This is a genomic window from Sphingobium sp. LMC3-1-1.1 (assembly GCF_040676285.1).
GTDB lineage: Bacteria > Pseudomonadota > Alphaproteobacteria > Sphingomonadales > Sphingomonadaceae > Sphingobium.
The window spans coordinates 862,860-876,205 of the sequence record NZ_JBEGHQ010000001.1 but is presented as its reverse complement, the minus strand read 5'-3'; the positions used below and the strand labels follow the sequence as shown (position 1 = coordinate 876,205).

Here is a 13,346-nt window from a genome sequence, read left to right as displayed (position 1 = left end):
CGACCGGTTGCAATCGCCTGCACATCGCCTCTAACCGTCCAGTTGCGGCAGCGGCGTCCATTCCTTTTCCGGGGGCAAGGGCGCAAACAGGCTGTCGACAAGTTCTTCCGTCACATCCTGCGGCCGGGCCGGGCTCCATTTCGGCGCATTATCCTTGTCAAAGATGACCGCCCGCACGCCTTCAATGAAATCAGGACGGCGGATGACATGATAGCCGATGCGATATTCATTGCGCATATTGTCCGCAAAATCGGTGAAGGCCGCGCCCTCCACCATCTGCCGGAGCGCCACCTTGACCGTCTGCGGCGACTTGGTGGCGAGGGTGGCCGCCTGCTCCCGCGCCCAATCCGATCCGTCCGCTTCCAACGCAGCCAATATGTCCTCGAGCCGATCGGATGCGAAGAGGCGGTCTATCTCTTCCTGATGCGCTTCCCAGGCTGAGGGTGGTGGCACCTCGGCCATCTCATCCAGGATTTCCGCCAATGCATGGGGGCTGGCAATGATCCGGGCCTTCACTGCTTCCAGCTTATCCGACGCCATATAGTGGGTGGCGATGCCGATGGCGGCGCAATCCGCGCCCTTGATCCGCGCACCGGTCGTGGCAAGCCAGACCCCGGTCCGTCCCGGCATGCGCGGCAGGAACCAGCCGCCGCCCACGTCGGGGAACAGGCCGATGCCCGTTTCCGGCATGGCGTAGGTCGTCCGCTCCGTCGCAACGCGATAGCGCGCCGGATCGGAAATCCCGACGCCGCCGCCCATGACAATACCGTCGATGAAGGCGACGATCGGCTTTTCATAGACGAACAGCAGATGATTCATGCGATATTCGGTGAAGAAGAAGCGCTCGGCTTCGGAACAGTCGCCCTTGGCGCTGTTGGCGATCATGGCGATGTCGCCCCCGGCACAGAAACCGCGTGAGAGCCGGGGATCACCATCGGGCGAAGGCGCATGGTCGAGCATGACGGCAACGACCGAATGATCCGTTCTCCATGCCAACAGGGCATCGATGATGGCGCTGCACATCTGCGTGTTCAACGCATGGATTGCCTTCGGCCGGTTCAGCCTGATGCGTCCCACGCCATTGTCGACGGAAATCAGAACTTCATCAGTCATAAAATCTCCCGCGCTCATTGTCGCAGCATGTCGCGGGCGATGATCATGCGCATCACCTGGTTTGTGCCTTCCAGGATCGAATGCACGCGCAGGTCACGCCAGAAACGTTCAATGGGATAGTCCATCAGATAGCCATAGCCGCCATGCAGTTGCAGCGCCCGGTCGACCACGGAGGATCCGGTGTCGGTCGCCATCCGCTTGGCCATGGCGGCGAAGCGTGTCTTGTCCGGCGCATTCTCCGTCACCTTGACGGCCGCCGCATAGAGCAGGGTGCGCGCAGCCTGCAATTCCGTTTCCATGTCTGCCAGCATGAATTGGGTGTTCTGGAAATCGGCTATGCTCTGGCCGAACTGCTTGCGCTCCTTGGTATAGGCAAGGGTTTCGTCGATGCAGCGCTGGGCGCCGCCGAGCGAGCAGGCCCCGATGTTGAGCCGGCCGCCGTCGAGCCCCATCATCGCTATGCGGAAACCTTCGCCCTCACCACCGACCAGATTTTCCACCGGCACCCGCACGCCATCGAAATTGACCTGGGCGGTCGGCTGCGAATGCCAGCCCAGCTTGCGCTCCAGCGCGCCGAAGCTGACCCCGGGCATGTCCTTTTCGATGACGAGGCAACTGATGCCCTTCGGCCCTTCGTCGCCGGTGCGGACCATGACGACATAGATTTCATTTTCTCCGCCGCCGGAGATGAACTGCTTGGAGCCGGTGACGACATAATGATCGCCGTCCCTTGCCGCCCGCGTCTTGAGCGCCGCCGCGTCGGACCCCGAGCCCGCTTCGGTCAGGCAATAGCTGCCGATCCGCTCCATCGGTACCATGGAGGGCAGATATTTGTCCTTCACCGCCTTGCTGCCGAAACGGTCGATCATCCAGGAAGCCATGTTGTGGATCGAAATGAAGGCGCTGGTCGACGGGCAGCCATAGGCCATCGCCTCCATGATCAGCGCCGCCTCCAACCGCCCAAGGCCGATGCCGCCGGACTCTTCCGATACATAAATGCCGCCAAAACCCAGCTCCGCCGCAGCGCGGATGGTGTCGCGGGGAAAGATATGCTTTTCGTCCCACTCCGCCGCAAAGGGCGTGATTGCATCAGCGGTGAACCTGCGCGCCATCTCCTGAATGGCCAACTGGTCCTCGGTGAGATCGAACTGGCTCACAAACTCTCCTGACGTGCGATTTGAACTTCCCTCTAGATATGATGCGGAATTGCACGCAACAACGCAGTTTTGCATAGCATCCCCGCGATTTTGCAGTTAGCGGGCGATGAATGTTCGATTGGGACGATCTCAGGGTATTTCTGGCCGTGGCGCGTACGCGCAAGATCGCGCCGGCAGCGCGGTCCCTGGGCATTGATGCGACGACGATTGCCCGGCGGCTCGCCCGTCTGGAGCGCGCTCTGGGGCCTGAACTGTTCGAAATGGGGGCGGGCGAGCGCATATTGACCGCGCACGGACAGGCGCTGCTGCGCCACGCCGAGAATGTGGAAAGCGCGGCGCTCGCGGCCATGGAGGAGGCGACGGGGCGAGGGCATCATCTGGGCGGCCAGGTGCGCCTGTCCGTGGCGGAGGGGTTTGGCACCTGGGTGCTGGCGCCGGGCCTTGCGGATTTCAACCGGCGCCATCCGGGCATCCGGCTCGATCTCATCACGGCATCGGGATTTCTCAATCCGTCGAAGCGCGAAGCCGACATGGCGGTCATGCTGGCGCGTCCGCAGCGTGGCCGGCTGTCGGTTCGGCGGATGGGCGACTATCGCCTGCATCTCTATGCGTCTCCCGCTTATCTGGCTAAGGCCGGAACGCCGCGCAATCCCGCTGACCTGCGCGCTCATGTGCTGGTCGGCTATGTGCCTGAATTCATCTTTTCGCCCGAACTCGACTATCTGGATGAGGTGGAGGCGGGGCTGGAGGCCAGTCTGCGCGCCACCAGCATCAACATGCAGCATCGCATGATCGCCGAAGGCGCCGGCATCGGCGTATTGCCCGATTTCATCGCCGCCCATGATTCCGCCCTGGTGCCGGTCATCGCCGATCAGGTGGAGATCATGCGCAGTTTCTGGCTGGTCACCCATGGTGACCTCAAGAAACTGCCGCGCATTGCGGCCGTCGCGCAATGGTTGCAGGATCGTATCGAAACCTTGAAAGCATGAGGGCGCTTTGCCAACCGGCTGCCTAAAATTCATCGACGACGCTTGTCCGGCTCGCTAAGGGAGTCCCATGATACGAACATGGTCGCGTTTCGCTCATGCAGCATAAACCAAGGTGGAGTCGGGCAGTTGCCCTGCCCAACAGCGACTTTCGCACGCGGGCGGCCGAATATCTGGATTTCCTGGCCGCTTGGGTGAAGAAACCGCGCCAGACCGCCTCCGTCGTTCCCAGCAGCCGATATCTCGCCAGATTGATGGTGGAACATATCGATCCGGAGGATGGTCGCGTGATCGAGCTGGGCGGCGGCACGGGCGTTTTCACGCGCGCCATATTGGGCACTGGCCTGCCGCCTGAAAAGCTGGAGGTCGTGGAGATCAATCCCGCCTTCGCACGCGGGCTAAGGCGTCACTTTCCGCATGTTTCGGTGCTGGAAACGCCCGCCCAGATCGTTTCCACGGCAACCGCGGGAGAGGCGGGGGAATATCAGTCGGTGATCAGCGGCCTGCCGTTGCTGGCCATGGACCGCCAGATGCACGCCGACATCCTGTCCGAAAGTTTTCGCATGCTTCGTCCGGGCGGGGCCTTCATCCAGTTCACCTATTCCTTGCGCCCGCCGGTGCATCGGGAAATACTGGATGCGCTCGGACTGGACGTGGTCCGGATCGGGCAGACGGTTCGCAACTTCCCACCCGCCACCGTTTTCCGCTTTTTCCGCAAAGGCGAATAGACGGCGGTTGCGCCCGGGGCGCGGCACCCTATCTTTGCGCTTCAAAGAATAGGGGGGCATTGCCGCGCATGGCGTCCATCATCACCGTTTCCGGCCTGACCAAGAGCTATGCTTCGGGTTTTCAGGCGCTCAAGGGCGTCGACCTGGAGATAGAGGAGGGCGAGATATTCGCGCTGCTTGGGCCGAACGGCGCCGGCAAGACGACCATGATCTCCATCATCTGCGGTAATGTAAGGCCGACCGGCGGCACCGTCACCGTAGCCGGGCACGACATCATCCGCGCCTATCGCGGTTCGCGATCGGCCATCGGGCTGGTGCCGCAGGAACTGCATACCGATGCCTTTGAGCGGGTGATCGACACCGTCACCTTCTCCCGCGGCCTGTTCGGCAAGCCGCGCAACGACGCCTATATCGAGAAGGTGCTGCGCGACCTCTCGCTCTGGGACAAGCGCCACAGCAAGATCCTGGAACTGTCCGGCGGCATGAAGCGCCGCGTGATGATCGCCAAGGCGCTCTCGCATGAACCGCGCGTGCTGTTCCTGGATGAACCGACCGCGGGTGTCGACGTCGAATTGCGGCGGGACATGTGGAAGTTGATCGGGGAACTGCGCCAGACCGGCGTCACCATCATCCTTACCACCCATTATATCGAGGAGGCGGAGGAGATGGCCGATCGCGTCGGCGTCATCAACAAGGGGGAGCTGGTTCTGGTCGAGGAGAAGACCGCTCTCATGAAGAAGCTCGGCAAGAAGACGCTGACGATCGTGCTGGCGGAACCGCTGTCCGTCGTCCCGCCGGAGCTTGGCGAATGGCAGGTCACACTGAAGGCGGACGGCCACGAGATCGAATATATATTCGATACCCAGGCGGAGCGAACCGGCGTGTCGTCCCTTTTGCGCAGGCTGGGTGACATGGGTCTGGGCTACAAGGATCTCAACACCGAACAGAGCAGCCTGGAGGATATATTCGTCAGTCTGGTCCATCAGGAGCAGGCGGCATGAGTGGTTTCAATTCCCAAGGGGCAAGTCGATTCAACCACCGTGCCATCTGGGCGATCTACAAGTTCGAATTGCACCGTTTCCGCCGCACATTGCTGACCGGACTGCTGGTGCCGGTGATCACCACCTCGCTCTATTTCGTGGTGTTCGGCGGCGCGATCGGTTCGCGCATGACGCAGATCGACGGCATTCCCTACGCGGCTTTCATCGTGCCCGGTCTGATCATGATGTCGATGTTCACCGAGAGCATCTTCAACGCGAGCTTCGGCATCTACATGCCGAAATTCACTGGCACCATCTATGAACTGTTGTCGGCTCCCGTTTCGGCGGTGGAGACGATCATCGCCTATGTCGGCGCGGCGGCTACCAAGTCGCTGATCGTCGGCACCATCATCTTCGTCACCGCCCATCTGTTCGTCGACATCCATGTCGCCCACCCGGTCGCGATGGTCGCCTTCATGATGCTGATCGCCATCAGCTTCTGCCTGTTCGGTTTCATCCTGGGCATATGGGCGCAGAGTTTCGAGCAGTTGCAGGTCATCCCCCTGCTGCTGATCATGCCGATGACCTTCCTGGGCGGCGCCTTCTATTCTATCCATATGCTGGCGGAGCCGTGGCGAACGATCACGCTGTTCAACCCGATCGTCTACCTCATCTCCGGTTTCCGCTGGACCTTCTTCGGACGGGGTGATGTCGGCATCGAGTTCAGCCTGCTGTTCGTCGCCGGCATGCTGGCGTTGTGCCTGGCCGCGATCGGCTGGATGTTCCGGACGGGCTATCGCCTCAAAAAATAGCGAGCGGGCAGGCTCCCCTCTGACGCCGCTGCCCGGATTCGGGATCGATGGCAGGACGGTTCAGCTCAACCGGTCGATCGCTTCTGCATCCAGGCCGCCGGGAATGATCATGATCGGGCAGGGCAGCTTGCCCGCATCTGCACCCGCGAAGTGGGAGACCAGGACGCCCGGATGGCCACTGGCGGCCGCGCCCAGCACCAGTGCCGCGACATCGTCCATTTCATCCAGCGTGCGGCGTACGATCGTCACCGGATCCCCCTGGCGCACGGTGATGCTGGGACGGATGCCGGATTCGTCGGTCAGCGTGCCAGCGGCGCTTGTCACCAGGGCTTCGGCGCGCTGAAGTGCCTCATCCTCCATGGTTGCCTGCACGCCGCCCCACTGGACGAACTCGGCAGGGGGAATGAGGGCCAGGATGCGAACCGCACCGGCCGTCTTGGCGGCCCGTCGCGCGGCGAAACGGAGCGCCGTCTCCGCCTCTGGTGATTCGTCCACCACAACCAGATATGTCCGCATCTGCTGCGTCCCTACAGAGTAACGACCATTTGGTCTTCTACAGAACCGGCGCGCGCTGAACCCATATGGTTAGCTGTGAACCAGTGTGGTGAAATGTGGCGGATTATGGGCGGCTGCGCAAGGCTTGCCCTTGACCGTTCCGGCCAAAGCGCCGAAACGAAGCCCATCAGCCCCACGCCGGATAAGATGAGAGGCCTTCCACCCATGAGTAAGACGATCCAGATGCCCGCCCTTTCCCCGACGATGGAAGAAGGGACGCTGGCGAAATGGCTGGTGAAGGAGGGGGATACGGTATCCTCCGGCGACCTGCTCGCGGAGATCGAGACTGACAAGGCGACCATGGAATTCGAAGCGGTCGATGAGGGCGTCGTTGCGAAGATACTGGTTGCCGAAGGATCTGAAGGTGTGAAGGTCGGCACCGTCATCGCCATCATCGCGGAAGAGGGCGAGGATGTGTCTCAGGCAGCAGCAGGAAATGCCGCTCCCAAGGCGGCGCCCGCGGAGCGTGCCGCCCCGCAGGCCCAGCCGGTCGCCGCGCAGGCACCTGCGCCCGCGCCAAAGGCGGAACCGGCGCAAGCCGGGGCCGGGAAGGACCGCGTGAAGGCCAGCCCGCTGGCCCGCCGCCTGGCCGAAGCCAAGGGCCTCGACCTTGCTGGCCTTACCGGTACGGGCCCCAATGGTCGTATCGTGAAGGCGGACCTTGAAGGCGCTGCACCTGCAGCAAAGACGCCTGCTCCCGCATCCGTCGCAGCGCCTGCGGCTGCATCTGTGGCTGCTCCTGCCGCTGCGCAGGATTTCGGCATCCCGCATGAAGTCATCAAGCTCAGCGGCATGCGCAAGACGATCGCGCGGCGCCTGACGGAATCCAAGCAGCAGGTGCCCCATATTTACCTGACCGTGGATGTTCAGCTCGACAAATTGTTGAAGTTGCGCGGCGAACTCAACGCCGGCCTGGCCTCGCGAGGCGTCAAGCTGTCGGTCAACGATCTTCTGATCAAGGCGCTTGGCGTGGCGCTGATCCAGGTGCCGGAATGCAATGTGCAGTTCGCCGGCGATCAGATGCTGCAATTCCAGCGGGCGGACATTTCGGTCGCCGTGTCCATCCCAGGCGGACTGATTACCCCGATCGTGACCGAGGCCGACAGCAAGGGCGTTGCCGCCATCTCGACCGCGATGAAGGACCTTGCCAGCCGCGCCAAGGACGGCAAGCTGAAGCCGGAGGAATATCAGGGCGGCACCGCCTCGCTCTCCAATATGGGCATGTTCGGCATCAAGCAGTTCGAGGCCGTGATCAATCCGCCGCAGGGCATGATCCTGGCCATTGGCGCCGGCGAAAAGCGGCCCTTCGTCATCGACGACTCCCTGCAGATCGCGACTGTCATGTCCGCCACCGGCAGCTTCGACCATCGCGCCATTGACGGGGCCGACGGCGCCCGCCTGATGCAGGTGTTCAAGGAGTTGGTCGAAAATCCGATTGGCATGCTGGCCTGATGTCCCCGCTGGATGAGCAGCCACCGACGGAAAGTCCGGCGGTGCGGGTCATCGCCATGCCCGCCGATACCAATCCCTATGGGGATATTTTCGGCGGCTGGCTGATGAGCCTGATGGACTCGGCGGCGGGTTCCGTCGCCGCCCGCCATAGCCATGGCCGCGCGGTTACCATCGCGGTCGAGGGCATGACCTTCCTGCGTCCGGTGGTGGTCGGCGACGAGGTTTCCGTGTTCGCAAAGCTTATTTCGGTGGGCCGTACCTCCATGAAGATTGAGGTCGAAGCCTGGCGACGGACCCGTCATGACGACCGTTCCTATCGCGTGACCAAGGCGACCTTCACCTTCGTGGCGATCGGAGAAGATCGCCAGCCCCGTTCCGTGCCCGCCTTCCCGGCGGCGTAAAAAACAAAAAAGAAAAGCGAGATAGATCATGGCTGAAAATTATGATGTTATCGTTCTGGGTTCCGGCCCCGGCGGCTATGTCGCCGCCATTCGCGCCGCCCAGCTGGGCCTGAAGACCGCGATCGTCGAGCGCGAAAATCTGGGCGGCATCTGTCTGAACTGGGGCTGCATCCCGACGAAGGCCTTGCTCCGGTCGGCAGAAATCTTCCACTATATGCAGCATGCTGGCGACTATGGCCTGGCGGCGGAGAAGATCAGCGCCGACATCGCAGCGGTGGTGAAGCGTTCGCGCGGCGTTGCCAAGCAGCTCAATCAGGGCGTCACGCACCTGATGAAGAAGAACAAGATCACCGTCCATATGGGTGAGGGCAAGCTGACCGGGAAAGGCAAGCTCAGCGTCACGCGCGACGGCAAGACCGAGGAACTGACGGCGAAGAACATCATCCTCGCCACCGGCGCGCGGGCGCGCGACCTGCCCGGTACGCCTGCTGACGGCAAGAGGGTCTGGACCTATCGCCATGCCATGACGCCGCCGGAAATGCCCAGCAAGCTGCTGGTCATCGGATCGGGCGCGATCGGTATCGAATTCGCCAGCTTCTACAACGACATGGGCGCCGACGTGACCGTGGTCGAGATGATGGACCGCATCGTGCCGGTAGAGGATGCCGATGTGTCAGCCTTCCTCGAAAAGGCGCTGAAGAAGCAGGGCATGACCATCCTGACCGGCGCCGGCGTCAGCGATATCAAGGTCAGCGCGAACGGCGTGAAGGCGAAGCTGAAGGACAAGGCGGGCAAGGAGACGGCTGCCGAATTCAGCCATATGATCGTCGCCATCGGCATCGTTCCCAATACCGAGAATATCGGCCTCAAGGAACTGGGCGTCGCCATGGACGAGCGCGGTTTCCTGAAGACCGACGAAATGTGCCGCACCAATGTCGAGGGATTGTGGGCGATCGGCGACATCACCGCGCCGCCGTGGCTGGCGCACAAGGCGAGCCATGAGGGCGTGATCACGGCCGAAGCCATTGCCGGCAAGCATCCACATGCCATGGACCCCCGCAACATCCCTGGCTGCACCTATTGCCATCCGCAGATCGCCAGCGTCGGCCTGACCGAAGCGAAGGCCAAGGAAGCCGGCCATGAGGTGAAGGTCGGCATGTTCCCCTTCATCGGCAATGGCAAGGCCATTGCGCTTGGCGAGGCCGAAGGTTTCACCAAGACGGTGTTCGACGCCAAGACCGGCGAATTGCTGGGCGCGCACATGGTCGGTGCCGAGGTGACCGAGATGATCCAGGGCTACACGATCGGCAAGACGCTGGAGACGACGGAAGCGGAACTGATGCATACGGTCTTCCCGCACCCGACGATCTCGGAATCGATGCATGAAAGCGTGCTCGCCGCTTATGGGCGCGCGCTCCATATCTGATCGGCGTAAAGCCGTGGAGAAAGGCGCGGGGGCTTTGGCCCTCGCGCTTTTTTGCGTTTTGGGGATTGCCCTTCTCCAGCGGCAGGGATGGCTGGATGGGTTGAACTTCGGACTCATGGGCGTTGCGGGACGTGCGCGAGACAGTGGCGTCGGCGTCATGATCACCTGGATCATGCAATTTGCTTCGGCCGTGGGCGGAACGGCCGGGCGCTTCGCATTGCTGGCTGCCTGCTGCGTGGCGCTATGGCGCATGGCGCGGGCGCGTGCCCTGTGGTTGCTTTGCGCGGTTGTGGGCGGGACGCTGCTGAATCTTGCGGCCAAGCAGATATTTGCCGCGCCCCGGCCCGATCTGTTGCCGCATCTCGACCTTGTGCACAGCTACAGTTTTCCGAGCGGCCATGCGGCGGGGAATATGATCTTCTTCGGGGCACTGGCGATGCTGGGCGGGCGGCGCTCTGTCTATGTCCTGATGGCGACGGCAATCGCGCTGATCGGGATCAGCCGGGTGTGGCTGGGCGTCCATTGGCCCAGCGACGTGCTGGCCGGATGGATCGAAGGGCTGGGCTGGCTGGCGCTGTGTCGCGTCTGGCTACCAGCGGGGGGAAGGCAGGAGGAGCTGGCGGATCGGGTCATGATGCGGGGGCATTCCGTCGGCGGTGACGAAGCCATGGACCCAGAAGCTGTCGAACACCGTGGCGGCGGCAATGCACAGTAGCAGCAACGCCGATCCGCCGAACAGCACGCCGGCACCGCGAAAGGGCGCGGCGGGCATGAGGGCGAGTAGCGCGAGAGGCAGGATGGGCAGGAAATAGCGTCCCTGCGTGCCCTGAATATAGTCCGCGCCGAGCGGCGTGCCCGTGAGGTACATGGCGGTTTCTATCAGCAGCGCAACCCCGGCGGCGACGGCGAGCCACCAGAGTCTTTGTCGCCAGGAAAGACCTGTGCCCGCCCCGCTGCAAACCGCGCCGGCCAGCATCGCGAGTGCCAGCGGATAGGCCAGCAAAGGCAGCAGGATAGCGTTCCAGCCAAAGCGGCCCACGATCTGAAACGCATAGACCGGCGCGCGTTCTGTCACGCTGGTCGCCAGGACATGAAGATAGGCCAGCGGGTCGTGCAGGATCACGGCAAATTGCCGGGCGAGCGGGGCTGTCGTGACCATTTCCCCCGTTTTGCGCGACATAATATGGTAAAGCGCCTGGCTCCCGCCGGAGAACTTCATCCACATAAGGAAGGCGAGCGCACCGGCCGCCATCGCGGCAAGAAGGCAATAAGGGCGAAGATCACGGCGGCTCTCTGGCCTGCGCAATCCAGCCGCCATCAACGGCAAGTAGACGCCCTTCGCCAACGCCAGCAAAGGTGCCAGTAGAAGGAGGGCGAGGCCGCGCTTGGCCGTAAACCCCATAAAGCCCGCCCGCAGCGCCAGGGCGAGGCCCAGAAAGCCCGTGCCGTTGATGACCGCATCGGGGGAGAGCGAACCATTTTGATAACAGAAGGTCGGCAGCAACGCCGTGCCGAGCATGGCAAAGCGACCGAAGGGCATGAGGCGGAGCGCAACAGCAAGCGCGATCAGCGCAAACAGCGCATTCACGATCCGGCCGCTGTAGAATGCACCCAAAGGGGGCAGGCCCAAAGCCTCACCGATTGTCAGCCCGATGGCACCCGGCAGATAGAGGGTGGGCGCATAATTTGCCACATTGGGGAAATCGGCAAAGCTGCGCTCGTCGCTACGGGTTTTCCCCTCATTCCATGCCGTTTTCAGCATCGAAGGGTGGAACAGGCGAACACCGGGGGAGGTTTGCGCCGTAAAATGGACATCGTGCAGGTCGATGGCCGAGCGAGGAAGGTCCGCGCCGATCATCTCGCCACGCCTTTGGGCCAGTATGCCGCCCTCGGAAAGGAACAGCGTCTTTACATAATGCTGGTTCTCATCAGGAGCCTGAAAGGGCGGCGTGACGCAGGCAAAGAAGAGCGTCGAGATGCAGATCAACGCATAGAGCCGCTTTTCCAGGCCGGTCCATGGCGCGTGGTCCACCGTCACCGGACCTGCCAAGCTGGATATTCGTCCGTCCCGTCGCATCGATCGCCCCCTTCGTCCCGGGGAGGCCTAGCGGCAAGCCCTTAATATTTCGCGCCGATGGCTGATCTGCATCGACAATTTGAGCAGGGCCTGCGTCAGGGCGGGATCAGTCCTCTTCGCGGATTTCCCGTTTTGCGGGCGGGTGCAGTCGCAGACGGCTGACGCGGCGTCCGTCGCTGTCCAGGATTTCGAGCTTCCAGCCGCTTTGGTCATGCTCGATGATTTCGCCCGGCTCAGGAACGCGACCGGCGATCACGAAGGCAAGGCCGCCCAGCGTATCGACATCCTCCTCGATGTCCGCCAGCCTTTCGTCGATTTCCTTCGCGACATCCTCCAGCTCGGCGCGCGCATCGGCTTCCCAGAGGCCGCCTTCCAGCGGAACCAGCATCGCTTCGGGTTCCTCATCATGCTCGTCCTCCACCTCGCCGACGATTTCCTCGACCAGATCCTCGAAGGTGAGCAGCCCTTCCGTGCCGGAATATTCGTCGAGCACGATGGCGAGATGGGTGCGCTTGGCCCGCATTTCCGCGAGCAGATCGAGCGCGCCCATGCTTTCCGGGACATAAAGCGGCTGGCGGATCAGCGGCTCGAGCGTGTCGGGCACCGGCGCCTTGCCCGCCAATATGGCGAAGGCGTCGCGAATGTGGATCATGCCGACGATGGTGTCCAGATTTTCGCGATAGACCGGAATGCGGCTGTGTCCCGCTTCAGCGAACAGCGCGGCGAGATCGGTGAAACTGGCCTTTTCCTCGATCGCGACGATGTCGGCGCGGGGGACAGCCACGTCATCGACCGTATGTTCGGAAAAATGCAGGAGGTTGCGGACCATCTGGCGTTCGATGGCGGACAGGTCGCCCTTGGCAGGAGGGGCGGCGCCTTCCTCCTGCTCCTCCTCATCATATTCGTCGAGCGCATCCTCCAGCTCGCGGCGGAGGCTGTGGCTTTCCTCATCGCCAAAGAGCAGCGACTTCAGGCCGCTCCATAAACCGCCCTCGTGGCTGCTACTGTCCGATTCCTTCGAACCGTTGCCGTCCTTGGGACCGCCTTCCGCCATTGTACTTCCTGTTCCCTTGTTCAAAGCATCGCGTGTAAAGACCTTGCCCTGACCCTCAAAGGGCAGACGGCCTTCCGCTAAAGCCGATGCCGTGCAATATCAACGGTCCCCATAGGGATCGGAAATGCCCAGACTGATCAGCGACTGGGTTTCCAGCGCTTCCATCGCTTCGGCCTCGGCATCCTCCATATGATCATATCCCAGTAAATGAAAAGTCCCATGGACGATCAGATGCGCGGCATGATCGGCGATGGAGATGCCTTTCTCGGCGGCTTCCCTGGCGCAGACTCCTTCCGCCAGCACGATATCGCCCAGCAGCACCTCGCCATCGTCAGTGTTGGCCGTGCCCTCCAGAAGGTCGGCCTGAACCATGGGGAAAGACAGGACGTTGGTTGGCCGGTCCTTGTCCCGATAGGCGCGATTGAGACCATGCACCTCTTCATCATCGGTCAGCTTTACCGCGACCTCGTAAAAGGCCTCGTCCGTCGCGAAGGACGCATAGGGACTGTGGACGATCGCAGCCGTCACAGCGCGCTGGGCCAGGATTTCCCAGTCGGTATCGGGCCAGCCCTCTTCGTGTAGGACGGCGACTTCAATCATTTCGG

At 62.3% G+C, this 13,346-nt stretch carries 13 protein-coding genes and 1 pseudogene; 8 read left to right on the top strand and 6 right to left on the bottom strand.

Going from position 1 to position 13,346, the window contains the following annotated elements:
* Window positions 1–30: 30 nt before the first annotated feature.
* Together MRBLMC3_RS04425 and MRBLMC3_RS04420 are read right to left on the bottom strand one after the other, a co-directional pair.
* Complete coding sequence (locus tag MRBLMC3_RS04425; protein WP_363826144.1) at window positions 31–1,113, bottom strand: enoyl-CoA hydratase/isomerase family protein; 1,083 nt, start codon at window positions 1,111–1,113, stop codon at window positions 31–33.
* 14 nt (window positions 1,114–1,127) lie between these two features.
* Window positions 1,128–2,270 (bottom strand): acyl-CoA dehydrogenase family protein, encoded by a 1,143-nt coding sequence (locus MRBLMC3_RS04420; protein ID WP_363826141.1) that lies wholly within the window; start codon window positions 2,268–2,270, stop codon window positions 1,128–1,130.
* A gap of 110 nt (window positions 2,271–2,380) precedes the next feature.
* Between MRBLMC3_RS04420 and MRBLMC3_RS04415 the strand changes: the two genes are divergently transcribed.
* The 4 genes from MRBLMC3_RS04415 to MRBLMC3_RS04400 all read left to right on the top strand — a co-directional run bounded on the left by MRBLMC3_RS04415 (window position 2,381) and on the right by MRBLMC3_RS04400 (window position 5,776).
* On the top strand, window positions 2,381–3,259 hold the full coding sequence (locus MRBLMC3_RS04415; RefSeq protein WP_363826138.1) for a LysR family transcriptional regulator: 879 nt from the start codon (window positions 2,381–2,383) through the stop codon (window positions 3,257–3,259).
* Window positions 3,260–3,354: 95 nt separating this feature from the next.
* Complete coding sequence (locus MRBLMC3_RS04410; protein WP_363734635.1) at window positions 3,355–3,984, top strand: class I SAM-dependent methyltransferase; 630 nt, start codon at window positions 3,355–3,357, stop codon at window positions 3,982–3,984.
* Window positions 3,985–4,052: 68 nt separating this feature from the next.
* Window positions 4,053–4,985, top strand: a complete 933-nt coding sequence (locus tag MRBLMC3_RS04405) for an ABC transporter ATP-binding protein (RefSeq protein ID WP_133652169.1) — start codon at window positions 4,053–4,055, stop codon at window positions 4,983–4,985.
* Window positions 4,982–5,776 (top strand): ABC transporter permease, encoded by a 795-nt coding sequence (locus tag MRBLMC3_RS04400; protein ID WP_133652168.1) that lies wholly within the window; start codon window positions 4,982–4,984, stop codon window positions 5,774–5,776. Before MRBLMC3_RS04405 ends, MRBLMC3_RS04400 begins: the two co-directional genes overlap by 4 nt.
* A 60-nt stretch (window positions 5,777–5,836) precedes the next feature.
* Here MRBLMC3_RS04400 and MRBLMC3_RS04395 read toward each other — a convergent pair whose 3' ends face one another.
* Complete coding sequence (locus MRBLMC3_RS04395; protein ID WP_363734638.1) at window positions 5,837–6,292, bottom strand: universal stress protein; 456 nt, start codon at window positions 6,290–6,292, stop codon at window positions 5,837–5,839.
* Between the two features lie 204 nt (window positions 6,293–6,496).
* Here MRBLMC3_RS04395 and MRBLMC3_RS04390 point away from each other — a divergent pair, with 204 nt between their 5' ends.
* The 4 genes and pseudogenes from MRBLMC3_RS04390 to MRBLMC3_RS04375 all read left to right on the top strand — a co-directional run.
* On the top strand, window positions 6,497–7,783 hold the full coding sequence (locus MRBLMC3_RS04390; protein WP_363754747.1) for a pyruvate dehydrogenase complex dihydrolipoamide acetyltransferase: 1,287 nt from the start codon (window positions 6,497–6,499) through the stop codon (window positions 7,781–7,783).
* Complete coding sequence (locus MRBLMC3_RS04385; protein ID WP_363734640.1) at window positions 7,783–8,184, top strand: acyl-CoA thioesterase; 402 nt, start codon at window positions 7,783–7,785, stop codon at window positions 8,182–8,184. Before MRBLMC3_RS04390 ends, MRBLMC3_RS04385 begins: the two co-directional genes overlap by 1 nt.
* A 28-nt stretch (window positions 8,185–8,212) precedes the next feature.
* Window positions 8,213–9,610: a dihydrolipoyl dehydrogenase gene (gene lpdA / locus MRBLMC3_RS04380; RefSeq protein WP_363826135.1), complete on the top strand. Its 1,398-nt coding sequence runs from the start codon at window positions 8,213–8,215 to the stop codon at window positions 9,608–9,610.
* A pseudogene (locus MRBLMC3_RS04375) lies at window positions 9,567–10,145 on the top strand (phosphatase PAP2 family protein); the annotation flags it as partial. The gene lpdA and the pseudogene MRBLMC3_RS04375, both read left to right, overlap by 44 nt.
* 54 nt (window positions 10,146–10,199) lie before the next feature.
* Here the strand turns inward: MRBLMC3_RS04375 and MRBLMC3_RS04370 are convergent.
* The 3 genes from MRBLMC3_RS04370 to ybeY all read right to left on the bottom strand — a co-directional run bounded on the left by MRBLMC3_RS04370 (window position 10,200) and on the right by ybeY (window position 13,341).
* Window positions 10,200–11,687 (bottom strand): DUF2142 domain-containing protein, encoded by a 1,488-nt coding sequence (locus MRBLMC3_RS04370; RefSeq protein ID WP_363826133.1) that lies wholly within the window; start codon window positions 11,685–11,687, stop codon window positions 10,200–10,202.
* Between the two features lie 106 nt (window positions 11,688–11,793).
* A complete protein-coding gene (locus tag MRBLMC3_RS04365) occupies window positions 11,794–12,741 on the bottom strand; it encodes a hemolysin family protein (RefSeq protein ID WP_363734643.1) in 948 nt (315 codons plus the stop codon).
* Window positions 12,742–12,840: 99 nt separating this feature from the next.
* Entirely contained in the window at window positions 12,841–13,341 is a 501-nt protein-coding gene (gene ybeY / locus MRBLMC3_RS04360; protein WP_363734644.1) for an rRNA maturation RNase YbeY, read from the bottom strand.
* Window positions 13,342–13,346 lie beyond the last annotated feature (5 nt).